Annotated in this window: 24 protein-coding genes; 11 read left to right on the top strand and 13 right to left on the bottom strand. The window is 56.5% G+C overall.

Features of this window, described 5'->3' with window-relative positions; genetic code table 11:
• The first annotated feature begins 5 nt into the window (after positions 1-5).
• Both Q371_RS07025 and Q371_RS07020 read left to right on the top strand, forming a co-directional pair.
• Complete coding sequence (locus Q371_RS07025) at positions 6-431, top strand: PDDEXK family nuclease (protein WP_211253812.1); 426 nt, start codon at positions 6-8, stop codon at positions 429-431.
• Entirely contained in the window at positions 428-901 is a 474-nt protein-coding gene (locus Q371_RS07020; RefSeq protein WP_051963531.1) for a DinB family protein, read from the top strand. The genes Q371_RS07025 and Q371_RS07020 overlap by 4 nt, the downstream gene beginning before the upstream one ends.
• A 51-nt stretch (positions 902-952) precedes the next feature.
• Here the strand turns inward: Q371_RS07020 and Q371_RS07015 are convergent, their stop codons facing one another.
• Together Q371_RS07015 and Q371_RS07010 are read right to left on the bottom strand one after the other, a co-directional pair.
• Positions 953-1,828, bottom strand: a complete 876-nt coding sequence (locus Q371_RS07015) for an aldo/keto reductase (RefSeq protein ID WP_034338002.1) — start codon at positions 1,826-1,828, stop codon at positions 953-955.
• Positions 1,825-2,259, bottom strand: coding sequence for a GlcG/HbpS family heme-binding protein (locus tag Q371_RS07010; RefSeq protein WP_034337999.1), 435 nt, complete (start codon positions 2,257-2,259; stop codon positions 1,825-1,827). The genes Q371_RS07015 and Q371_RS07010 overlap by 4 nt, the downstream gene beginning before the upstream one ends.
• 88 nt (positions 2,260-2,347) lie before the next feature.
• Between Q371_RS07010 and Q371_RS07005 the strand changes: the two genes are divergently transcribed.
• The 6 genes from Q371_RS07005 (at position 2,348) to Q371_RS25465 (ending at position 6,314) form a co-directional block, all read left to right on the top strand.
• Positions 2,348-2,797 (top strand): helix-turn-helix domain-containing protein, encoded by a 450-nt coding sequence (locus Q371_RS07005; RefSeq protein WP_051963528.1) that lies wholly within the window; start codon positions 2,348-2,350, stop codon positions 2,795-2,797.
• A gap of 14 nt (positions 2,798-2,811) precedes the next feature.
• On the top strand, positions 2,812-3,054 hold the full coding sequence (locus tag Q371_RS07000; RefSeq protein WP_034337995.1) for a hypothetical protein: 243 nt from the start codon (positions 2,812-2,814) through the stop codon (positions 3,052-3,054).
• The gene (locus Q371_RS06995; protein ID WP_034337992.1) at positions 3,054-3,683 is read left to right on the top strand and encodes a MazG family protein; all 630 of its coding nucleotides are present in this window, start codon (positions 3,054-3,056) and stop codon (positions 3,681-3,683) included. Before Q371_RS07000 ends, Q371_RS06995 begins: the two co-directional genes overlap by 1 nt.
• Positions 3,658-4,227 carry an NUDIX hydrolase gene (locus Q371_RS06990; protein ID WP_034337990.1) on the top strand — a complete coding sequence of 190 codons (570 nt, stop codon included), beginning with the start codon at positions 3,658-3,660 and terminating at the stop codon, positions 4,225-4,227. The genes Q371_RS06995 and Q371_RS06990 overlap by 26 nt, the downstream gene beginning before the upstream one ends.
• Positions 4,228-4,521: 294 nt before the next feature.
• Positions 4,522-5,481, top strand: a complete 960-nt coding sequence (locus tag Q371_RS06985; protein ID WP_034337988.1) for a beta-ketoacyl-ACP synthase III — start codon at positions 4,522-4,524, stop codon at positions 5,479-5,481.
• A complete protein-coding gene (locus Q371_RS25465) occupies positions 5,478-6,314 on the top strand; it encodes an alpha/beta fold hydrolase (RefSeq protein WP_051963525.1) in 837 nt (278 codons plus the stop codon). The genes Q371_RS06985 and Q371_RS25465 overlap by 4 nt, the downstream gene beginning before the upstream one ends.
• Before the next feature lie 93 nt (positions 6,315-6,407).
• Here Q371_RS25465 and Q371_RS06975 read toward each other — a convergent pair whose 3' ends face one another.
• The 6 genes from Q371_RS06975 to Q371_RS06950 all read right to left on the bottom strand — a co-directional run bounded on the left by Q371_RS06975 (position 6,408) and on the right by Q371_RS06950 (position 12,357).
• Positions 6,408-7,781, bottom strand: a complete 1,374-nt coding sequence (locus Q371_RS06975) for an AGE family epimerase/isomerase (RefSeq protein ID WP_034337987.1) — start codon at positions 7,779-7,781, stop codon at positions 6,408-6,410.
• Positions 7,782-7,918: 137 nt separating this feature from the next.
• Positions 7,919-8,515, bottom strand: a complete 597-nt coding sequence (locus Q371_RS06970; protein ID WP_051963521.1) for a hypothetical protein — start codon at positions 8,513-8,515, stop codon at positions 7,919-7,921.
• 195 nt (positions 8,516-8,710) lie between these two features.
• Positions 8,711-10,522, bottom strand: coding sequence for a peptidoglycan D,D-transpeptidase FtsI family protein (locus tag Q371_RS06965; protein ID WP_051963519.1), 1,812 nt, complete (start codon positions 10,520-10,522; stop codon positions 8,711-8,713).
• A complete protein-coding gene (gene mreD, locus Q371_RS06960; RefSeq protein WP_034337983.1) occupies positions 10,519-11,019 on the bottom strand; it encodes a rod shape-determining protein MreD in 501 nt (166 codons plus the stop codon). Before mreD ends, Q371_RS06965 begins: the two co-directional genes overlap by 4 nt.
• Positions 11,016-11,789 carry a rod shape-determining protein MreC gene (mreC, locus tag Q371_RS06955; protein ID WP_034337980.1) on the bottom strand — a complete coding sequence of 258 codons (774 nt, stop codon included), beginning with the start codon at positions 11,787-11,789 and terminating at the stop codon, positions 11,016-11,018. The genes mreD and mreC overlap by 4 nt, the downstream gene beginning before the upstream one ends.
• Positions 11,782-12,357 (bottom strand): Maf family protein, encoded by a 576-nt coding sequence (locus tag Q371_RS06950; RefSeq protein WP_034337977.1) that lies wholly within the window; start codon positions 12,355-12,357, stop codon positions 11,782-11,784. The genes mreC and Q371_RS06950 overlap by 8 nt, the downstream gene beginning before the upstream one ends.
• Positions 12,358-12,762: 405 nt before the next feature.
• On the opposite strand from Q371_RS06950, the gene Q371_RS06945 reads away from it, so the two are divergent.
• Both Q371_RS06945 and Q371_RS06940 read left to right on the top strand, forming a co-directional pair.
• Positions 12,763-14,145 carry an MBL fold metallo-hydrolase gene (locus Q371_RS06945; RefSeq protein ID WP_034337974.1) on the top strand — a complete coding sequence of 461 codons (1,383 nt, stop codon included), beginning with the start codon at positions 12,763-12,765 and terminating at the stop codon, positions 14,143-14,145.
• Positions 14,142-15,155 carry a LacI family DNA-binding transcriptional regulator gene (locus Q371_RS06940; protein ID WP_084571284.1) on the top strand — a complete coding sequence of 338 codons (1,014 nt, stop codon included), beginning with the start codon at positions 14,142-14,144 and terminating at the stop codon, positions 15,153-15,155. The genes Q371_RS06945 and Q371_RS06940 overlap by 4 nt, the downstream gene beginning before the upstream one ends.
• Here Q371_RS06940 and Q371_RS06935 read toward each other — a convergent pair.
• Positions 15,144-15,845, bottom strand: a complete 702-nt coding sequence (locus tag Q371_RS06935) for a hypothetical protein (protein WP_157442576.1) — start codon at positions 15,843-15,845, stop codon at positions 15,144-15,146. The genes Q371_RS06940 and Q371_RS06935 overlap by 12 nt on opposite strands.
• Positions 15,846-16,311: 466 nt before the next feature.
• On the opposite strand from Q371_RS06935, the gene Q371_RS06930 reads away from it, so the two are divergent.
• Entirely contained in the window at positions 16,312-17,106 is a 795-nt protein-coding gene (locus Q371_RS06930) for a nucleotidyltransferase domain-containing protein (protein ID WP_034337967.1), read from the top strand.
• A gap of 10 nt (positions 17,107-17,116) precedes the next feature.
• On the opposite strand, the gene Q371_RS06925 is transcribed toward Q371_RS06930, so the two are convergent.
• The 4 genes from Q371_RS06925 to Q371_RS06910 are packed head-to-tail and all read right to left on the bottom strand — an operon-like array spanning position 17,117 to position 21,502.
• Positions 17,117-17,635 carry a hypothetical protein gene (locus Q371_RS06925; protein WP_034337964.1) on the bottom strand — a complete coding sequence of 173 codons (519 nt, stop codon included), beginning with the start codon at positions 17,633-17,635 and terminating at the stop codon, positions 17,117-17,119.
• Entirely contained in the window at positions 17,632-19,323 is a 1,692-nt protein-coding gene (locus tag Q371_RS06920; protein WP_084571282.1) for a chloride channel protein, read from the bottom strand. Before Q371_RS06920 ends, Q371_RS06925 begins: the two co-directional genes overlap by 4 nt.
• Before the next feature lie 6 nt (positions 19,324-19,329).
• Positions 19,330-20,865, bottom strand: a complete 1,536-nt coding sequence (gene bshC, locus Q371_RS06915) for a bacillithiol biosynthesis cysteine-adding enzyme BshC (protein WP_034337961.1) — start codon at positions 20,863-20,865, stop codon at positions 19,330-19,332.
• 1 nt (position 20,866) lies between these two features.
• A complete protein-coding gene (locus tag Q371_RS06910; RefSeq protein ID WP_169743803.1) occupies positions 20,867-21,502 on the bottom strand; it encodes a Crp/Fnr family transcriptional regulator in 636 nt (211 codons plus the stop codon).
• Between the last annotated feature and the right edge of the window lie 62 nt (positions 21,503-21,564).

Raw genomic sequence — 21,564 nt, 5'->3', positions numbered from 1 at the left:
CTGGCATGAAGAACAAACTCCTGGAAGTCTACGCGCAAAAACTCCCCCCCGAGAAGCGGCTGATGCTGCTTCGGCAACTTCAGGACCTGAAAGGGACCGGTCTGCCCAAAGCAGGCTCTCACCTCGAAGAAGTGTTCGTGCTGCAAATGCGTTTGTTTGGCATTCCCACCCCCATCCGGGAGCATGAGTTTCACCCGGAACGCCGATGGCGCTTTGATTTTGCATGGGTGCACCTGAAAGTGGCTGTGGAAATTGAAGGTGGAGTCAGTTCCAGAGGCAGGCACACGCAACTTGACGGCTTTGTCAAAGACGCTGAAAAGTATGCCATCGCCACCGAAATGGGATGGAAGGTGTTCCGCTATCCCGCCGCGCTGATCAACAACGAGTTTGCCATCAAACAAATTGCCAGGGTGCTAGGAGTGAAACCATGAATGAAGTGCTCAAAGAGTTCCAGGACACGCTGGAATCGGCCTACCAGAAGCTGTACGCCATGCCTGCCGCCCTCACCGAATCCCCTTGGGCACAGGGCAAATGGACCCGCAAGCAGGTCCTCGGGCACCTGATCGATTCGGCCTCCACCAACCACCAGAGGTTCGTGCGGGGGCAACTCTCCAAGCATGCGGTCATTCCCGGTTACAACCCGGACCAGTGGGTCGAGGTCCAGAAGTACCAAGAGCTTCCCTGGCTCACCATCCTGAACCTCTGGTATGCCTACAACCAGCACCTGCTGGGCATCGCCAGCAAAATCGAACCCGACAAGCTGGACAACGTGATCCAGATTGCCGGAGAATCCTTCGAAGCTCCCCTTCGCTGGTGGGTCACCGATTACGTGCGTCACCTGCGGCACCACCTTGGACAGGTTTTTAACGGCATCGACTCCGATGACACCACCTCGGGTTGAAGCTTTCCCATTTTTGGAACAGGCGCCAGCACTGCTGGCGCTTTTTCACTTTCAGGGCACTTCGTGGCCTTGAGAGGCCTGCCACACCTCAAACCACTGTTCATCGGTCAGGTGGACCTCCAGAGCCTTCACCGCTTCATCGATGGCTTCGATCCGGTGGGACCCAGTGATCGGGATGGGCCGAGCCGGATGCTTCAAAATCCATGCGTACACCACAGTGGATACCGCAACCCCCAGACTCTGGGCCAGCTTTTCAAGGGTGCTTCTGACCCGTTTTGCCCGCTCTGAATGTTCCGTGAAAATGCGGCCCTGTGCCAGAGGAGACCACACCATTGGAGGGGCCTTCAGTTGCTGGGCCTGATCGAGGGTCCCGTCATGCAAGGGGTCCAGATGCAATGGGGAAAGCTCAATCTGGTTGGTGACCAGTTCAAAACGGCTGTTCAGCAAATCAAACTGGGCAGGGGTGAAGTTGGACACCCCGAAATGCAGCACTTTTCCCTCAGCTTTGAGTAGGCTGAATGCTTCGGCGACCTCATCGGCGTGCATCAGAGGGCTCGGGCGGTGCAGCAGCAGCACATCCAGATGATCGGTTTGGAGGGCCTTTAAGGACTGGTCCACCGAGTTCAGGATGTGTTTTTTAGAGTGGTCGTAACTTTTGATGTGGTGCTCTGGCCTCTGGTCTGAGATCAATTTGATCCCGCATTTGCTGACCAGTTGCATCTGTGACCTGAGTTCAGGGCGCAAAGCCAGAGCCTCTCCAAACAGCTGTTCCACGCTGTAATTGCCATAAATGTCGGCATGGTCGAAGCTGGTGACCCCCCGTTCAAGGCACTGCTCAATCCAACGCAGGCGTTGTTCCTTGGTCCAGTTCCAGTCGGCCATGCGCCATGCTCCGGCCACAATCGGAGAAAGCTGAACAGGTTTCACAGGTGCACCTCTGGTTGCAGGCTGTGCAGGACGGCTTGCACTCCAATTTCGGCCACCTGGCGGTCTTCCTCTGGAGGGAGTCCACTGACGGCCACGCTGCCCACCACCTGATTCTGGAACAGCACAGGGACCCCGCCATCCCAGCCCACGTACCGGAGTTCGCCGTAATTTGTGAAGCTCCAGCCCTGTTCTCGGGATGCCTGTCCGGTCTGTCCGGTGGTTTCGCCCAGTCGGGCTGCGGTGTAGGCCTTGTTGGTGGCCACCTGAATGGAAGGCAAGCCTGCACCGTCCATGCGTTTCAAGGCCAGAAGTTCTCCGTGTGCATCGGCAATGGCGATCACGGCAGGGGTCTGCCGTTTTTGCAATTCGGCATGGACGGCGTTCAGTGCCAATGTGGCTTCCTGCTCGCCAAGGCTGAGGATGTGTTTCATGGGGTCTCCTTTTCCGAAGGGATGTACAATCATCTTACGGGATTTCGAACAGAAATCAATACCACGGTTCTATTTCTCGTACTAAAGTATGGAAACTTCAACTTCTGAAACCCCCACCAGCACCTTCGCGCAACGCCTCAGAGAACTCATCGGTGAGCAAAGTGTGGCAGCCTTTGCCCGCAAAGTCGGACTCGGGGAAGCCCTGATCCGCAAGTACCTCAACGGAGCCGAACCCAGCCTGTCCAGAGCCAACCAGATCGCCAGAGCCGCCAACTGCTCCCTCGAATGGCTGGCCACCGGCGGCGGATTCCGTTACCGTCAGGCCGAAGTGGTGGACATGGCCGCTCTGGAACTCGCCATCAAATACGCCTTGCAGCTTTCCGGGCAACAGGACGCTCCTTTCAAGCTCGATGCCACCATGAAACTGATGGTCACCCTGTACCAGTACCTCCGGGCCACCAAAAAACCAGATGGCACCTTCGACGAAGAAGAAACCCTGCAATTTGGCCGTTACATCGCGGGAATCTGTGGGGTCTGAGTTATGCTTGAAGCATGAAACGCAAGGCCAAGAAAACCAACGTCCCCTCCACACCTGCCCTGAATTCCGATGCAGACCGGGTGGCTGCTTTCCTGTCTTTTTCCCCAGAGGTCCAGCAAGCGTACATCCGGGCCATGCAGTCCATTGACCCCTCCGCCCTGAAATATCTGGAAGCGCACCCCGAGGCCAGCAAAGTGCTCCGCCAGTCCCAGCTTCAAGAGGTGCTTTCTGAAACCCTCAAAGGCCTGAAAAAGTAATGCAAGACCTGATGAACATCATGCGCCGCTTGCGGGCTCCAGACGGATGTCCATGGGATCAGGAGCAGACCCATGAAAGCTTGCGGCCTTACATGCTGGAAGAAGCCGCAGAAGCCGTGGACGCCATCTCCAAAGGGGACCTGAACGAACTCAAAGGGGAGCTTGGAGACGTGCTGTTGCAGGTGGCGTTTCACTCGGTCATTGCAGAAGAGGCAGGGACCTTCAATTATCAGGACGTGGAACAGGGCATCTGTGAAAAACTCATTCGCCGCCATCCCCATGTGTTTGCAGACACCAGCGTTCAGGATGCCAATGAAGTGGTGCGCAACTGGCAAGACATCAAAAAAGCCGAAAATGGTGGCAAGGAAAAACACCCCCTCGAACGCATCCCGAGCAGTCTGGGGGCTCTGGAACGCTCCAGACAGGTGATGAAAGCCCTTGGCTCTGAAAAAGGCTCACTGGATGCTGTCCGCGAAGTCCTTCAAAAGGCCGACAACACCGAAGAAGGTGTGCTGGACGCTCTGGAAGCTGTGGTGGCATGGGCCAGAAGCCTCGATCTCAACCCTGAAATCCTGCTGCGTGCCCGCACCGAAAAGCGCATTGATGATGTCCTCGATCCTGACCAATGACCTGCTGACCGCCCTGAAAAGCCGGGAGCGCCTGACCCTGCACCTCCCCGAGTACCGCCATGCTGCCGTACTGGTGGGCTTCACCGATGAACCAAACCCCAGAGTCCTGCTGACCGTGCGTTCTCTGGACCTCCCGAGCCATCAAGGCCAGATCAGTTTTCCGGGCGGCAAAATCGAAGCAGGGGAGACCATCATTGAAGCGGCACTGCGGGAAGCCGAAGAAGAGGTGGGTCTTGACCCCTCACAGGTGAAAGTGCATGGCCTCTGGGACGACACCTTCACCCCGCAAGGCTTCCATGTGACGCCAGTGATTGTCACCCTTCCACCCGATTACCCTTACACCCTGACCCCAGAGGTGGCTGAAATCCTGCTGGTGCCCGTTTCCGACCTGCAAAATCTGTCTCCAGAGACCCTGACCCGAGAATTCAAGGGTCGTACCCACCTGATTTACACCTATCCGTGGCAGGGGCACCGCATCTGGGGCATGACGGGACGCATCATTCACGGGGTTTTGCACCCACACCTGCACCCTCGGGAGTATTAGTGCAGGGGTACAGGAGAGGGTATGCAAGCAGAGCCCTCTCCCAGAAAAGTGGACAGTTCACAGTGAACAGTTCACAGCGAGATGGGATTCTGAGCTGTGCCAAAGAGGAGAGGGCAGCATCACAAGACTGTTCCACAATCAAAAGTCACCGCCAGACTTCCCAGAGGGATTCGAGCTCATGCGTGTGAGGCCATGGGGGTTCATTCCTGAAGGGGTTGCATCAGAAATTGAACTCAGTCTCACCAGATCTTGAAATAAATTGACCGACCGGTCAGACAATCATATACTGTTCCAATGACTGTTGGAATCACTGCTCTGGCCACCCACCTTCCCGAGAAACGCCTCACCAACGACGACCTTGCCCACCTCGTGGACACCAGTGATGAATGGATTTTTTCCCGCACCGGAATCCGTCAGCGTTTCGTGGCTGGAGAACAGGAATACACCAGCACCCTTGCCATTCAGGCCGTCCAGAAGCTGCCCCCAGAGGCCCTTCAGGGCGTGGATCTCATCATCGTGGCCACCTCCACACCAGATGCTTTTTTTCCATCGGTGGCAGCTCTGGTGCAAGACCACTTCAAGCTGCAAGCCGCAGCATTTGACCTGTCTGCTGCATGTGCCGGATGGGCTTACGCCATCAACATCGCGGTCAGTCAGATCCAGAGCGGCATGAGCAAAAAAGCCCTGGTGATTGGCTCGGAAACCATGTCCAAAATCACCAACTGGCAGGACCGCACCACCGCTGTGCTGTTTGGAGATGGTGCAGGGGTGGCCGTTCTGGAAGAGGTCCCAGAGCCCTACGGCTTCAAAAGTTTCGCATGGGGCACCGACGGCTCTGGAGCAAAACACCTTCATGCAGGGGCCATTGCCAAAAACCTGCCCTCGGGTGATCCCCTCAGTCCTCACATCGTTCAAAATGGCCGTGAAGTGTTCAAGTTCGCCACCCGCGTCATCCCCGAGGCGATCCAGACCGCCACCCAAAAAGCGGGTCTGACCCTTGCCAACCTCGATTTGATCGTCACCCATCAGGCCAACGCCCGCATCATCGAATCTGCTGCACAGCGTTTGGGTCTGGACCTCGAAAAATTCGTGGTCAGCCTGCACGAACACGCCAACAACTCCACCGCCTCCATGCCCATGGCTCTGGACCACGCCCTGAAAAATGGACGCCTCAAAAAAGGCGATCTGGTCGCTCTGGCGGGTTTTGGAGGGGGCTTGACCTGGGCTTCAACGGTCCTCAGGTGGGCGTATTGACGCCAGAGGTTCAATGGTTCCATCTGGGTACCCACCGTTTGCAACATCTGAAATGGGGGGAGCAGGGTTCGTCTGTGGTTCTGCTGGCCGGAATGGGACACACTGCCCACATCTTCACAGAATTGGCCCCTCTGCTGGCCCAAAACCATGTGGTTTATGCCCTGTCCAGAAGAGGCCATGGAAAATCGGAGATGCCCCCTGAAGGGGATTTTACCCCTCAAGCTCTGGCAGAAGACCTGCTGGGTTTTGTGGAAGGGTTGAATCTCCAAAACATTTTGCTGATGGGTCATTCCATTGCTGGCAACGAGATGACCCTTGCTGCGTCCATGCAGCCAGAGCGTTTTGCAGGACTGGTCTATCTGGACGCAGCTTATGATCGCAGTGGTGTGCTGGACCGCATTCGTCAGGATCCCCAAATTCAACAGAGCAAACCCCAGCCACAAACGCTGGAAGGCTTCAGGCAGGACGCTTCAGCACAATACGGTTTCTGGAATGCTGCTCTGGAAGCCGATCTGCAAGACCAACTGGTCCTGAAAGAGGGAAGACTGCAATTGCGTCCAGAGTGGCAAAACATGTTGAGAGACACCCACACTTTTGCACCAGATTACCGTGCAATACGGTGCCCTGCTCTGGCGATTTACGCTCCTCTGATGGGCCATCCGGTTTTTCTGGAGCAGGTGATGTTGCCCTGGCAGGACAGGTCGATCAGACAGTTCTCTGAGCAGTGTGCTCAGGGACAGGTGCAGTGGTGGCACAGCGAAAATCACCAATTCTTTGCAGCGCAGCCAGCAAAAGTGCTTCAGAAGCTGCTGCTCTGGAAAACCAATATATAAATCAATAAAAATTTCACAAATTAAATATAAAACCTAAACATACACAAATAATGGATTTGGGTGGAAGCATTTACTTCCACCCAAATCCTGTTTTCAGCGCTTTGAAGCAACAAAACAACTGCTGTTCTGTTTTCCCATCGCCTCAGGATACAGTCGGGCCAGACGAAGCACTTCCACAGCCAGCATGGTTTCATGGTAGTTCATGGTCCAAATGCTTCCCTTGGTGGTGTCAAAGACCTGCAGGTCTCCCACATGCACCGATTGATACCATCCACCGAATTCTTTGTCCACAAAGTGGTTTTGAATGAAATTCTCTTGAAGGGCAAATTCCTTCAAAGTGTCATCTTTGCGTACCACATAAAAATGCAGGAAGCCTCTGGCGGTTTCGCTGTTGGCCCACCAGACATAAAAATCATTGTCTGGATTGCCTTGCAAGGGAGTGCCGTCATGGTCGGTGACTTCGTATTGCATGGCCCCGGTGTCTGGATTCAAGGCGTGCACCTCCACAAACTTCTTGAGTTTCTGGGCGGTTTTCAGCCATTGGGGATCAAAGCCCCTTTCCACGGCCCGAGAGAGCAGGTAGGCCAATTCGATGTTGTGTCCGGTGCTCGCCTGTCTGGAGGTGGTCCATTGGGTGTCTCTGGTGTAGGGGGCAGAAGCAGGTTCCCATGCGCTGTCGTAGTTGTAGGCAACGTAGCCCCGGTCTGTGTAACCTGTTTGGTCCCTGTACAGCACCTGAATCAGCCCTTCGCCTGCTTGCTGGATCATCTGGTGGACTTCGGCTTTGCGTTGGCCTTTCAGGATGTCATGCAAAGCCATCAGGGCTTCGAAGTAGTGGGTGAACACATCGCTGTTGTTGTTGCCTTCAACGGCGGTGAAGTCTGCATTGAAGCCAGGGTGCACAATGCCGGGGTGTTCTTTAACCACGAAGTGGTTTTTCATCACATCAAGTTGCTGAAGAATGACCCGCAGGTACTTGATGTCTTTGGTGATGTCGTACAGGTGGGTCAGGGTGAACAGGCCAAAAACATTGCCGTATCCCTGCTTGCTGCGACTGGTGGGGTTGCCGTTGCGGTCTACTTCCCAGTAAAACCCTCCCAGTTTGGGGTCCCAGAAGTGTTTCAGCAGAAAGTCTGCACCATCAATGGCTGCTTGCTTGAAACGTGGCTCTTTGCTGGCACGGTACGCTTCGATGTTCATGTAGATGGCACGCTCTTGGGCCACTGAACTGATGGTGTCTGTGGGCTTGGGTTGCCAGTCTCGGGTCAGGTTGACATTGAAGAATCCAGAGAAACCGGGGTTGTAGGCTCCCATTCCGGTTTTTCCTTCAGGTCCTCCGTTCCAACGGTCCACGTTTTGCACCAACTGTTTGCAGTAGGTTTCCACCTGAACGGGTGCAGAGAGGGTTTGCGCAGATGCCAGAGTGCCTGAAGCAAGAATCAAAGAGAGCAATGTGCGGTGACGCATGATGGACCTCCAAAGGTTTTGTTCACTAAACCAATCCATATGTATCGTAAACAAAACAGATTGTATCGTAAACAAATCTAAGGTCAATCGGGTGGATTGCAGTCACCTAGACCACAATCCCAACCTGCATCACATCATCACTGCGGTGTTTTCAGGTCTGTTTTCAATTGAACCGTCTGGGCATGCCTCACAATGGTCTCCGCTGCTGCCTCAGGGCTCAATCCAGTGACATCCAGAGTCAGCACATTTGGATGATGGACCTGATAAACCGTCTGGGTCTGATGGATGTGCCGGGCAAGCTCTGATTGTGTAGGCTTGAAGCGTGTTTTTCGGTCTTCACCTTGAATGCGCCTCATGTTTTCTTCAAGGGTGCAAACAAGCTGGACGGGCACAAAGGTGGCATCCCGCCACCTTGCCAGATCCCGACGCATGCAGTACTCCACGTCGTTTTCTTCATGGTCGGTCCGGGCATTGGTGAACACAAAACTCCACTCTGGAGGAGAAAGGGTGTTGATGGCCTCAAAAACCGCAGCAAAAATCTGATGCACCCGATGTCCAAACGTCGGTGGCAGCCCTTTGCTGTGGTCCAGATCGATCACGTTGTAGATGGGGTTGGTCAGGCTGTGGTTGTCAATCAGCCTCGCCCCGGTTTGTTCAGTGATGCATTTTGCGATGGTGTATTTGCCAACCCCCGGAAAACCCAGAAGGTAAATGATGGTGTTTTGCAATTTCATGAGGCTCCCTCAAAACCGTGAAAGCCAGAGCAGTCAGCTCTGGAACGCATGTTTCAACCTTTTCCCATGCTGCATGGCAGTGGGAATGGATGGATTGAAAAGCGCTCAGTCTATCACTTTGGGAACCTCGGGATTTTGATTCAGTGTAACAAAAAATCCCGGCTTTACAGGGCCGGGATGGGTGATTTCAGGGTTTCAATCTGCAGGGAGGTTCTCGGGTTTGACCACCCTGAGTTTGTCATCCAGTTTGATGCCCCAGTGGGCTGCCATGACTTTTTTGACGGCAGGCAAAGCCACCCCAGAGCCTTCCCCGCCGAATTCGAAGAAGGCCACCACCACCAGATCCGGGTTGTTCAGGGGACCGTAGCCTTCGTACCAGCTGTGCTCAAAATCGCGCAGTTTGCCATCAATGCGGATGGTGGTCTGGGCGGTTCCGGTTTTCCCTCCGGTGCGGATGGGGAACAGGTCCGGCCCGAGCATGTGTTTGCTGGTGCCCTCCCGGGTGGTCATTTCCATGCCCTGTTTGACCTGCTGCCAGCCAAATGCGCTGCCGGGAAGCTGAACCACGGGTTTGTGGGGTTGGATTTTGCCATCGATGGCCCGAATGACCGTGACGGGTTGTTTCTTGCCTTCGTTGACCAGCGTGGCCAGCACTTTGGCAATTTGCAGTGGCGTGGTGGTCACATCCCCCTGGCCGATGCTCATGTTGAGGGTGAAGCCGGGGTACCACTCTTTGTAGTCTTTGGCGCTCGGGACGATGCCGACTTTCTCGCCAATCAGCTCGATGCCGGTTTCTTCACCGAAGCCCAGTTCGCGGAGGCGTTTGGCCAGCACATTGGAGAACGGCACCGGATCCCCTTTGATGGAAGCCTGATAGTACCAGGGGTTGCAAGAGTGGGCGATGGCTCCGCGTCCGTCGATGGGCCCCCGGTTCCGCCAGTCCCAGTTGCGCCATGCCCGGCCTCCATAAAAGATGCTGGAGGGGCAGTTGAACACCGGGTTGGTCCCGAAGTGTTCGATGATGGCGTTGGTGGTGCTGGGTTTGTACACGCTTCCCGGTGTGAAGGCGTTCACGGCCCGGTTGATCATCGGGCTGTTCAGGCTGCCTGCCCCCAGAGCTTTCCCGGCCTCTGGAGCCGTAGGGGACTGTGCGAACCAGTTGGGGTTGAAGGTGGGTCTGCTGGCCAGAGCCAGCACTTCGCCGTTGCGGGGATCGAGGGCCACAATGGCCCCTTGCGCCTCTTTGATGTCCCTGCGGCCTTTGAGTTGCCTCAGCACATCTTGCAAGCCTTCTTCGAGGGCCTTTTCGGCTGCTTTCTGTAACTTGCTGTCGATGGTGAGGGTGTAGTTTTTTCCGGCTTCCCCTTCGCGCTCCACACGTTCGGTGATGCGGCGGCCTGCGGAATCCACCTCGATGATCTTCAGGCCGTTGACCCCGCGCAGTTTCTCTTCCAGACTGGCTTCCAGTCCGGTTTTTCCGCTGATGTCACCCCTCTGGTACTTCCCTGAGGCCAATTCGGTTTCGTCAATCGGTTTGACGTACCCGAGCAGGTTGGAGGCCAGTTTGCCCTGCGGATACACCCGTTCGATGCGCTCACGGAGTTCGAGGTTTGGCTGGTACACCACGTACTCGTACAGGGCGGAAAGGTTCTGCTGGGGCACGTTCTGGGCCAGCACCACTTCACTGCCCACGGGAAGCTCTGGCATTTTGGGGTCTTTGATGCCTGCAAGGTAACGGATTTTTTCCCATGCCACCAGAGGGCGGTTGGTTTTGCTGTTGATCCACTTGTAGACCAGATCCACACTGATCCGGTTGGTGGCAAGCAGGACCCCATCACGGGTGCGGATTTCTCCGCGCCATGCCCGGATGGGTTCGACGCGCTGTGAGTTGCTCTGGCTTCTGGACTGGAACTGGTCGTACTTCTGGACCTGCCAGTCGTACAGCCGGTACCCGAAGGCCAGCAGCACCAGCGTGAAGAAAATGGCGATGCCCTTCAGTCGGTTCATATTCTCCGGTCGTCGGTGGCCACCCGGCCCAGAGCCCAGTCGGCCATGCGGTACATCAGGGGGGTGAACAGCAAGGTGAACCCCACCTGTGAAGGCAAAACGGTGTAGAGGGTGTGCACGGTGACCAGGTTGCTGCGCAGCCAGTAGGTCAGGAAAAGGAACACCGTCCACTGGCCGATCAGGGCCAGAATCAGGCACAGGGTTTCCCGTCCGGGGGTTTGCTGGCTGAGCCACACCCTTGCGCCATAAAACAGGTACACGGCACCGGCCAGAGCGGTGGCATGGAGGCCCATCAAACCTGCGCCCAGAGCGTCCTGAAACAACCCGATCAGGAACGCCACCAGAATGCCCCAGTTCATGGGAAGCCGGGCAGCAAAGATCAGGGCCAACAGCAAGAACAGGTCTGGCCCGTCAAAACCCCACGCTCTGGGCAGCAGAATGGGGAACATCCCCTGCACCACCACGGTCAGCAGAATGAACAGGATGGGTCGAATCATAAAGCCCTCAACAGGATCACTTCTTCAAGGTTGCTGACATCCACATCCGGTTTGATGAACGCCACCCGTTTGGTGGCATTGGCCCCGAGGGGCAGCACGTTGTCCACCACGCCCACCCGCACATTCGCCGGGTACACCCCACCCAGAGAGGCGGTCACGATCTGGTCTCCGACTTGCACGTCCACATTGCGGGGAAATTCAGCCCTCAGGCGGTCTGGTGGTGCGCCCACAGCAATGCCTCGCCCGGCTTTGCCCTGAATCGCCACACCCACATTCGACTCGGGATCCACCAGGGTAATCACCCAGGCTTCGGTCCGACTGACCTCCATCACCTGTCCGACCAGACCCGAGGGCACCGTGACGGGCATGTTGCGCTGCACGCCCTGCTGTCCACCCACGTTGATCCTCAGGCGGGAAAGCAGGGGAGAAGGGTCAATGGCGGTGATTTCGGCAGTGGTGAAGATGCCCGGACTGACGGTTTTGCGAACCGCTTCTGCACGCTGCAAACGCGCCACCTCCAGACGAAGCTGCCGGACCTCATTTCTCAGGTTCTGCAGCTCTTCGTAATTGAGGTTGTAGCGTTCGCGGAGGTCACGTTGTTCAATCACACTTGCCACCGCATCCCGCACATTGCTGGACACCTGCCCGGCCAGTCGGGTCAACGGAACGATGCCACTGGTGACCGCCATCGGAGGGGTGGGCATGAAGCGGGTCATCACCAGTCCAACGATCATCAGGGCCACGAACAGCAAGGAAAGCTGTTTAAACATGCTCCCCCAGCAACTTCACGCCCGCCTCGTGCGCGACGTGCATCAGGCGCACCAGAGGCAAACCGACCACATTGAAGTAATCCCCGTGAACCCCTTCAATCAGCAAGGCCCCGAGTTCCTGAATGCCGTACCCTCCGGCCTTGTCGAGGCCTTCTCCGGAATTCACGTACCACTCGATCTCCTGATCACTCAGGGCCCGGAATTTGACACGGGTGACCTCCACCCCAGAGACGGTTTTCTCGGGGGTGCTGACCGTCACGCCGGTCATGACTTCGTGCTCCCGGCCTTGCAGCCTCTGGATGAAGCGGCGGTTCTCTGCGGCGTCCACAGGTTTGTTGAGGATTTCATTGTCCAGCACCACAATGGTGTCTGCAGCCACGATGCAGGCGTGGGGTTCTTGATCCCGAACCGCAAGGGCCTTCTGGCGCGAAAGGTCTCTGGCGACCTCAAAGGGGGTGGGGGCGTGGGACACCTCATCGGTGTGGGCCACCTGAATGCGAAAGGTCAACCCGAGCCGGGACAGCAACTCCCGACGGCGGGGACTCTGGGAAGCGAGCACCCATTCCACGTGTGTCCTCAAACCTCCCTTGACGGTCCTGCGAAAATTTGAACGTCCAGAACAAGCATTTTGCTGGAAGGAAATGAAAAAGGTGGTGCCTTGAAAAACGACATACCTTACAAGCATACTCGCTGTTGGGGTGAGAATCGAGAACACAGTGGGAGACGTCAGGGTCAGCGCAAAGTCTGACTTTTGGCATGTCACTTGAAAAAGCGTTCAGCGATCAGCTTTCAGCAAAAAGCTCACCAAAAGGCTTTTGCAAACAGCAAAACAAAAAGCCACAAACGGAAAGTCTGAGTGGCTTTCCGTTCAAAAGGCAGCCAGAAAACTGTCCTTATTGCTGACGGCTGATCGCTGACGGCTTTTGCTCTGCCCCTTGAAGCACTGCAAAGGCAAAACCTTTAACATGAAAGCATGAACATCACCAGTCATGGCGCCGCGGAAACGGTGACGGGAAGCTGTCACCTGCTGGAAGTCTCTGGAAAACGCATTTTGATTGATTGTGGATTGTATCAGGGCAGCCGGGAACTGGAGGAACGCAACCAGCAACCCTTTGATTTTGATCCGGCCTCTCTGGATCTGGTGCTGGTCACCCACGGGCACCTTGATCATGTGGGACGCTTGCCTCTGCTGATCAAGCAGGGCTACCACGGCAAATTTCACTGCACCCCGGCCACCCGGGCCGTCACCGAAATCATCTTGAGGGACGCTGCCCGCATCGCAGAGGAAGACCACGACCGGGACCTCCGCAAGGCCCGCAGGCAAGGTCGGGAAAGTCAGGTGCTGCCTCCGCTGTACACCGAGAAAGACGTGGATCGCTTGCTGGAACGCATGGTGCCCGATGCCCACTGGGACAAACCCCTGCAGTTTCACGGCATTCGCATTCAGTTTCATCCAGCGGGTCACGTGCTGGGTAGTGCATGGATCGAAATCGAGCATGACGGCAAGAAAGTGGTTTTCTCTGGAGACCTCGGGAACCGAGAAAGTCCCGTGGAGGCGGACTTTGAACTTCCCGGCCCTTGTGATGCTGTGGTCATCGAATCCACTTACGGCAACCGCAACCACCGCACCCAGAGGGACACCATCGACGAATTTGCCCGTGTCCTGCAAGAGAGCCTGCGCAAAGACGGCAAAGTTCTGATTCCGTCTTTTGCGCTGGAACGCACCCAGAACATCCTGTACGTGTTGCGACAATTGCAGGATGAAGGGCGCATCCCCCTCACCCCGATCTACCTGGACTCTCCAATGGGTTCCAAAATCACCCGCCTGTACGAGAAACTGGGCGGAGAATTCAACTTCGACCTCGAACAGGACCTCCGCCAAGGAGACCGCCCTTTCACCCCAGAGAACCTGTTCATCACGGCCACCTCTGGGGAATCCCGCAACCTGAACGACCTCAAAGGAGGGGCCATCATCATGGCCGGTTCGGGAATGCTCTCGGGAGGGCGCATCGTGCACCACCTCAAACACCAGCTCTGGAAGGAAAGCACCAGCCTGGTGATTGTGGGTTACCAGAGCCCGAATTCCCTCGGGGGTCGCCTGATTGCCGGGGCAGACACTGTGCGTATTTTTGGCGAAGAGATCGCCGTCAGGGCCAGTGTGCACACCATTGGCGGATTCTCGTCCCACGCAGATCAGGATGACCTGCTGGCCTTTCTGGCACCCACCGGGCAGGCCCATGTGCATCTGGTGCACGGGGACATCACCGTGATGGAAACCTTCCAGAAGGTTCTGGAAGAACAGGGCCGGAAAGCCACCATCAACCGGCACGGCCAAACGTACCCTGTGGGGCATTGAATTTGAAGCCCACCCTCAAAGACGTGGCCCAGAAAGCGGGGGTGTCCGTGGCGACAGCTTCTCGGATTCTGAATGCCAGAGGCGGTTACCATCCGGACACCCGGGCAAGGGTCCTGCAGGCCATGCAGGACCTCGGGTATGTCGTCTTGCATGCTCCAGAACCTGAGCCTTCTTCAAAAAGACCGATCTTGGGTGTGGTGTTTCCGAAGGTGGCCAGCATGCTCATTCAGGAAGCCCTTGCGGGACTTCAACAAGCTGCACACCAACATGGCTTTGAAATTTTGGTGGGGCACACCGATGGTTCTCTGGAACGCACCCTGACGGTCCTGCGCACTTTTCTGGACCTCCCGGTGAAGGGGGTGGTTTTTGCCAGCGAAATCCTGCACCGCGAATACCACGATCTGTTGCAGAAGCACCAAACCCCTGTGGTGCTGCTTTCTGCGATTTCTTTTCAGTTCCCTGTGCCTTTCGTGCGCTGTGATGACCGCCGTGCAGCCTTTCTGGCCACCGATTTCCTGATTCGGAAAGGACACCGGGACATCGCCATCATTGCCGGAGCCCGTTCGGATCCGTTCAGTTCCACGGCTCGGGTGACAGGTTATCTGGATGCCTTGCTGCACCACCAGCTTCCGGTGCAGGAACGGCACATCGTGTACACCAGAGGTTTCTCTTTTCAGGACGGAAAAGACGGTTTTCGGTTGCTGCTGGAACGGGAAACCGCAGTCAGTGCAGTGTTCGCATGCAGCGATGAGATGGCTGCAGGTGTGCTGTCCGTTGCCGCAGAGCACCACATGTCCGTGCCAGAGCAACTCAGTGTGATGGGCTACGACAACCTGCCCTTGTGCCAGATGACCCATCCCACCCTGACCACGGTGGCCCAGCCTTTTGTGGAGATGGGCCAGCAAGCGGTGCACCTGTTGATGGAATGCCTGCACAACCCCGATGGTCAGAAAGGACTGGACCTCGGGGTGCACATCATCGAGCGGGGGTCTGTGCGGTCACTGCCCTGAAAAAGCTTTCTGGAACATTTCAGAGCGGATGTGCAGTCCTGTGGATCCCTCTTCAACAAACAGGTTCCCGAAACGGGTGTCCACCACGGTCAATCCTCCGTCCAGAGCACGGCCTTTCCCAAGGTCTGTGGCTTCAATGGCGGGTTTCTCGATGTGAAACCACCACTTCTCAGGGGAGTACCACACCAGATGGGTGCTCTCTCCGAGTCGGGTGTTCGGGTAATCGAACTTGAAGGTGCCGTCCGGTTGCCGGAAACTTTCCATGGGGTAACTGCCACTCGGGCGTTTGAGGATGCTTTCCAGAAATTGTGCCGATTCTGTGGGTTTGGGCGTAAAAATCCCTGTGAATCCCAACCCGAAAAAAGCCACCGCCAGCAAAGGAAAAAGCAAAAAAGGCACCCGTGGGGCAGGCTTTTTCATCACCACTTCTTCTTGCACCACCGGAGAAATCTCACGGGTTTTGACTTCCTTGCGGATGCGGGTGATCAGCTTGGCTTTGGTGTCCAGATAGGTCACTTCGGTGATCTCACCGCTTTGCCAACTCTGGTGCAGGTCCTTGATTTGCGAAGCACTGCTGTGGTCGGTGCGGGTCTGGATGTACTTCTGGATCAACAGGTATTCCTCGGGGTTGACCAGTTTCTGTTGCCTGATTTCTTCGAGCACCATCGCCTCGGGAGATAAACCGCGCATATGCCTCCAATGCTGCAGGGGATTGCAGTTCATTCTAACCTCAGGACGGCTTCAGCGTTCAAGGGAGGTTGAATACAGGTTCACCGCAAAGTCTGACCTTTGGCATGGCACTTGAGAAAGCAGTCAGCGCTCAGTGAAAAGCGGATCCAGAGGCTTTTGCTTTCGAGAGCAGCAAGACCCAAAGGCCAAGCCCCATCAGGTTTGGCAAGCTCAACCGACTGGAAGAAGACTTTCCTTCTGGCTGACGGCTGAACGCTGAGGGCTGACGGCTCTTTCTTTTTTCATCGCCCGAACAGCGACTTTGCGTCTACCCTGAGGTTGAAGAAGCCATCTGTCAAAACAAGATGGGTTTTGATTTTGATGTGGCGACCAGAGTGAGGCTCTGCCATTTCGCCTATCCTGACAAAGCCAGAGAGCTGTACACTGATTTTGAAAACGATTTCAAAACCTTCAGGAGGACACCCCCATGCTCTACCCACACCATCAATCCGCCCTTGAACGCTTCATCGCCCAGTACAGCCAGAACCCAGAGGTGCAGGCCATTGTGGTTGGGGGGTCTCTGGTCAAGGGTTTCGGGAAACCTTCCAGCGATCTGGACGTGCTGATTGTGGTGGACGAAGAGGCTTTCGAGCAGCGCAAAGCTTCGGGTCAACTTTCCTACTACTCCGAAGACTTCACGGACTACGAAGGAGGCTACGTGGACGGCAAGCACCTGTCCCTCGCTTTCCTGCGTACTGTGGCCGAAAAAGGCAGTGAACCTGCCAGAGCTGCCTTCTGGAAGTCTTTTGTTGCTTACTCCAGAGGGGACGCTGCGGAACTGCAATCCCTGCTGGAGCAGATCACCACGTATCCAGAGGAGGGCGTTCAGGACCGCATTCACCGTTTCATGGCGCAGGTGCAGGCCATGCACTGGTACGTTGGAGAGGGTGAAAAGCACCAGAACCCTTACTTGCTTTCATGGTCGGCCAATCGTGCGGTACTGTTCACTGCCCGGATGCTCCTTGCCCACAACCGCCTGTTTTTCCCTTACCACAAGTGGATGCTCAGAATGCTCGAACTGGCCCCAGAGTTGCCTGAGGGATACCTGCAAAAAGTGGATGCTTTGATGAAAAGCCCTTCCGTGCAGGGCACCCGAGACCTGTGCGACTTGGTGCTTGGGTACCAGGATTGGGGCACCCCCAAACTGCACTGGACGAACCTGTTCATGCAGGACAGTGAACTCAACTGGTTGAGTGGTCAGACCCCCATCGAAGACCTGTAAGCTCCTTTGCTCACTGCATCAAGCCGCAAGCCTTGTCCAGCATGACTTTCCACTCATCCCGACCAAATCGGCGCGGTTCGAGTTTCAGGTCCAGCTTTTCGGTGGTCTCGGGCTTGGGAACATACAGGGCTGTGGGTTTCAGGACCAGTTGCCGCAAGCGGGTGAATCCCAGCACAAAATCCACCTTCAGGACGTAATGCTCACTCAGCAGGGTTTTTAAAGGATCAAAATCCCCCTCCAGAGCGGCCAGCAATGTGGGGTGCGGGCTGTACACGTGCTCGTCGAGGTGTTTCAAAGTGCGGCTCTGGTCCAGCAAAAACCCTGCGTTGGCAAGCTGGTATCCAGAGAGGTGCCTTCTGCACACGTCTTCGGTGTCGGTGCGAAGCAGGCGGATGGAGAGACCTCTTGAATCTGCCGCCTGCAGGTACGTCCAGAGGCGTTTCACACTGCTGTAATTCTCCATCTGCATGTACCCCTGAGGGGTGTCTTCTAGGGGCTTGGTGGGCTTCAAATTCAAAGTTCCACTCATGCCACCACCCCGTTTTCAGACGGGGTTTCCGGGGCCTCCTGCGAAGTGGTTTCTTTCTGCTGGGCCAGCATCTCCTTGAAGGCAGCCACCTCTGGAGGCTCACCAATCAGGATCACCTTGTCTCCCTCAATGAAAGGGGTTTTGTTGTTGGGGATCAGGATTTTGCCTTCTCGGGCAATGGCAAAAATCAGGATGCTCTCGGGAAGGTCGATCAGGTCCTTGGTTTTGTCGTACCAGTGGGTGGGCACATCAATTTCGCTGATTTGTTCGGTGTCCCCTTGCAGCACGGTCACCGGCTGGTTTCTCAGGAGGTCCATCAGGTCCTGCGGTCCGGGCTGGCTGAGTGCCTCGGACACAATGTTGCTGATGTGTGCGCCGGACTCTGCCCGGACGTTTTTCTGCTCGACGTACAGGCTGTACACCCCGCCGACTGCGTAAGCGGTGAAGGTGGAAAGCACCAGAGGGATCAGGATTTGTTCACCGCTCCAGGTGGCGACCAGCAGGGTGGCTCCGAGGGGGATGTTGGTGGTGCTGCTCAGGAAAGCGGCTGCCCCCACCAGACCAAACACCAGCACATTCACTGGATCTGCTGGGAAAACCGCGTTGATGGCAGCCCCCAGACTGGCCCCGGCGAATCCGCCGATCACCAGTTGAGGGGTGAAGTACCCTCCGATCATGAAGGTCCCTGAGACCATCAAGGTGATCATGAAGCGCACCATGAAGTGCTGGTACACGCTCAAGTCATCCAGCATGCCCAGCATCCCGAGTTGCAACCAACCCAGTCCGTCCCCGAGGGTGCCATCAAAGAACACGCTGCACAGGGCCACCCCCACTGCTCCAGCCACCGGAACGAACAGCAGGTTGATTTTCAGGCTTCTCAGGTTTCTGCGCAGGGCACGGATGGCTTGCAGGTACACGTTGGCCATCCCGGCAATCACGGCCCCGAGCAGCAGGTACAGGGGCATGGACCAGTACGAAGGGGTTTCGACGGGCGGAATGTCCAGCAAGGGAGAAAACCCCATCAAAGAGCCGTAAACCGCATAAGCTGCCACGCTGGACAGCACGGCAGGCATCAGGATTTCAAATTCGAATTCATTGCGGCGGTACAGGATTTCTGCGATGATCACGGCGCAGGCCAGAGGGGCATGGAACACCACGCCCAGCACAGCGGCACTGCTGGCCATCAGGATGGTGCGGGCTTCACTTTTGGACAGGGAACCAAACCTGGAAGTCAGGTGCGCAGTGGCTTGCGCGACACTCAGCAGCATCCCTTCACGTCCCAGAGGCACCCCGGCCCCCACCGACAGGAACCCCGCCAGAATCCGGCGCAGTTGCATGCCCCACTGGATGGGCCTGGACTCTCCGCTGTGGTAATGCTCGATGTTTTCCGCCAGAGGATCAATGTGCTGTGGGCGGTACAGCCACACGCTGATTCCCACCATCACAGGCAGAATCAGGAGCGCCCACCAGCGCACATTCCCCTCGAAGGCCATCAGGACGCCCCCTCTGGACGGCAAAGAAGGCGGATGGTACCCAGCAAGGCCCATCAGGAAGTCCTGCGCCAAATCCAGACCGCTGAGCAGCAATGCACCCACCACGCCGACCAGACTTCCGGCCAGAGCGCTGTAAAGCACCATGCGGCTGGTTTCCAGTCGGTTGCGAAATCTGAACGGTAACGGTGAACGCATCAGTCCTTATAAGTTTAATCGACTCTGGGCACCTGCGGTGAGGGAAAGCAGCTGTTTCAAGGGGAAATCCCCGTACTTCGCGAGGTACGTGAAGTAACTCAGGGCACGCTCCTGCGGAATGCCTGCAGGCAGCAAATGGCGGTGCAGACGCGCAAATTGCCCTTCTCTGGCATTCTCCGTTTGCATCATGTGGCGGGCCAGCTTGCGTTCCAGACGCTGCACATGCCCCACCACCCTCTGGCGTGAGCGGTGCACACTGCCTGCCAGATTGGGGTCCAGTTCCAGAGAAGTCTCTGCCAGTTGCTCGAACAAAAGCTCCAGTTCCCCGAGTTTTTCACGGAAGTTCTGCTGGATGCCGCTTTCCTGAAGCAGCAGCCTTTCGGTGATGCCCTCTGGATCCTTCTGAAAATCTTGCGCCGTGATGCCGTACTTTTCCAGCATGCGTTGCACGGGCGGTTCAATGTAGGTGACGCTCAGGCGTTTCCAGAGCAAGGGTTGACTGACCCCGTGCAGGTCGTACACCTTGCCAAGCTGCGTGGCGTAAGCCAACTCACCCGGACCGAGCACATTCACAATGGTTGGAAGCACCGTGTCTTGCACGATGGGACGCAAGCCCGCTGCTGGAGTGATGCGGCTCGGGTCGTGCTTCAAGAGGTCCTGAAGTTCACGGAGGGTGTACAGGCGGTCTGCATGGAAGTGGCTGCCGTCATACCTCAGGAGTCTGCGGTGCCCATCGTTGCCCTCCAGAAACAGGTTCGTGGCCCCGGCCTGACGGCGCAACTGCGGTTCAAACCCCAGAGCAATCAATTCTGCTGCGGCGTCCTCAATGCGGTGCGGACTGGCCAGAGGTTTTTGCAACTCCCGCTCGATGGCTGGACTGAACAAAGCCGCCAGATCTGGGAACATCGGATCGAAAGCAATCAGTCCATGCTCTCCCAAGAGCCTCTGGGCCATCCCCGAGAACCAATCTGCATAATTGCCTCTGGCGCTCTGCTGAACCAGATCCACTGCCTGATCTTTGAATGGGGCGTCCATGTTTTGCAGGGCACCCACCACATGGTTCACCCATTCCTCTTTGAGGGGAATCCGGTACACCGGGACCCCTTGAGGCAAAGGCAAACCCAGATGCACGAGGTTCTCCTGAAAGTCCAAGAGGAACGTGGAGGCGACCTCCTGTGAATCGTGGTCCTGACTGGCCACCCAGAAGATCGGCAACACAGGCTGGTCTTCCCGGTCCAGTTGACGGGCCAGCAAGATGGCATCCACAGCTTTGTGCACTGTGAAAGCAGGCCCGAGCAGCAAACCGGCCTGCTGTCCAGCAACAACCACCCGACTGTTCGGATGGGCGAGTTTCTGCAACTGGCTTTCCAGCGTTTCACTGAGGGTCCCGAGGCTCTGGTGGTAACGGCGCAAAGCAGCAACCAGACGTTCCCGGTCCACGTTGGATGGGGGAGACTGCAAGGCCCCTTCCAGGTCGCCGGGAGCCAGACGGTAAAAATGCCGCAATTCGGTGGTGGTGTGGTGGCTGGCAATGTTTTTCAATTTACTGTCGCTCTGTCGCCAGACGGCGCAGGCCCTCCTCATCCAATAAGCCTATCTTGCGATAGCCCAGTTCAAGCAAACCCAGATCACGGAATTCCCCCAGCAGTTTGGTGATGGTCTCACGGGTGGACCCCACCATGTACGCCAGATCCTGATGGGACAGCTTCCCGTTGATCATCTTCGATTGTGAAGCCAATGTCAGTAACGTGGTTGCCAGTCTCTGGGCCACATCCTGAAACACCAGTTGCTGGTGCTGTTTTTGCAGCAGAGAGATCTGCGAGGTCACGATCTGCACCAGAAATTGCGCCAGTTCCATGTTGACTCTGGCGGCCTGCAAGAGCGGCTGGATGGGAATCCGCAGCAGCACCGCAGCGTCCAGAGACTCTGCAAAAAACGGCTGGGCCACCCCGGACAAGCTGCCTTCAGACAGCCACTGGCCCTGAGAGGCCACACACAGGGTCACTTCCCGGTCTTGTCCCGTCAGCCTGAACAAGCGCACGTGTCCAGAGCACAGGTGGTACAGGTGCGAAGCCCCATCGCCTTCCTGAAAGATCATCTCACCCTTGCGCAGGGTCACGATTTCAGAGGATCGACGCACGGCCTCCGGCCAGTGCTCAGGGGGTGACAATCGCAACATACCTAGAGTATAAGCAGAAATTGAGCGCAGGCACACAAAGTGACCATTCTCGGGTGGTTCAA

Origin of the sequence: Deinococcus misasensis DSM 22328 (genome assembly GCF_000745915.1) — a bacterium.
Lineage (GTDB): Bacteria > Deinococcota > Deinococci > Deinococcales > Deinococcaceae > Deinococcus_C > Deinococcus_C misasensis.
This window is presented reverse-complemented; position numbering and strand designations above follow the sequence as displayed.

Excerpts from the sequence above, each read along its gene's own strand:
- Q371_RS07025 (WP_211253812.1), top strand. The coding sequence starts at position 6 with ATGAAGAACAAACTCCTGGAAGTCTACGCGCAAAAACTCCCCCCCGAG.
- Q371_RS07020 (WP_051963531.1), top strand. The coding sequence starts at position 428 with ATGAATGAAGTGCTCAAAGAGTTCCAGGACACGCTGGAATCGGCCTAC.
- Q371_RS07010 (WP_034337999.1), bottom strand. The coding sequence starts at position 2,259 with ATGAAACACATCCTCAGCCTTGGCGAGCAGGAAGCCACATTGGCACTG.
- Q371_RS07005 (WP_051963528.1), top strand. The coding sequence starts at position 2,348 with ATGGAAACTTCAACTTCTGAAACCCCCACCAGCACCTTCGCGCAACGC.
- Q371_RS07000 (WP_034337995.1), top strand. The coding sequence starts at position 2,812 with ATGAAACGCAAGGCCAAGAAAACCAACGTCCCCTCCACACCTGCCCTG.
- Q371_RS06995 (WP_034337992.1), top strand. The coding sequence starts at position 3,054 with ATGCAAGACCTGATGAACATCATGCGCCGCTTGCGGGCTCCAGACGGA.
- Q371_RS06990 (WP_034337990.1), top strand. The coding sequence starts at position 3,658 with ATGATGTCCTCGATCCTGACCAATGACCTGCTGACCGCCCTGAAAAGC.
- Q371_RS06985 (WP_034337988.1), top strand. The coding sequence starts at position 4,522 with ATGACTGTTGGAATCACTGCTCTGGCCACCCACCTTCCCGAGAAACGC.
- Q371_RS06975 (WP_034337987.1), bottom strand. The coding sequence starts at position 7,781 with ATGCGTCACCGCACATTGCTCTCTTTGATTCTTGCTTCAGGCACTCTG.
- Q371_RS06970 (WP_051963521.1), bottom strand. The coding sequence starts at position 8,515 with ATGAAATTGCAAAACACCATCATTTACCTTCTGGGTTTTCCGGGGGTT.
- Q371_RS06965 (WP_051963519.1), bottom strand. The coding sequence starts at position 10,522 with ATGAACCGACTGAAGGGCATCGCCATTTTCTTCACGCTGGTGCTGCTG.
- mreD (WP_034337983.1), bottom strand. The coding sequence starts at position 11,019 with ATGATTCGACCCATCCTGTTCATTCTGCTGACCGTGGTGGTGCAGGGG.
- mreC (WP_034337980.1), bottom strand. The coding sequence starts at position 11,789 with ATGTTTAAACAGCTTTCCTTGCTGTTCGTGGCCCTGATGATCGTTGGA.
- Q371_RS06945 (WP_034337974.1), top strand. The coding sequence starts at position 12,763 with ATGAACATCACCAGTCATGGCGCCGCGGAAACGGTGACGGGAAGCTGT.
- Q371_RS06935 (WP_157442576.1), bottom strand. The coding sequence starts at position 15,845 with ATGCGCGGTTTATCTCCCGAGGCGATGGTGCTCGAAGAAATCAGGCAA.
- Q371_RS06930 (WP_034337967.1), top strand. The coding sequence starts at position 16,312 with ATGCTCTACCCACACCATCAATCCGCCCTTGAACGCTTCATCGCCCAG.
- Q371_RS06925 (WP_034337964.1), bottom strand. The coding sequence starts at position 17,635 with ATGAGTGGAACTTTGAATTTGAAGCCCACCAAGCCCCTAGAAGACACC.
- Q371_RS06920 (WP_084571282.1), bottom strand. The coding sequence starts at position 19,323 with ATGCGTTCACCGTTACCGTTCAGATTTCGCAACCGACTGGAAACCAGC.
- Q371_RS06910 (WP_169743803.1), bottom strand. The coding sequence starts at position 21,502 with ATGTTGCGATTGTCACCCCCTGAGCACTGGCCGGAGGCCGTGCGTCGA.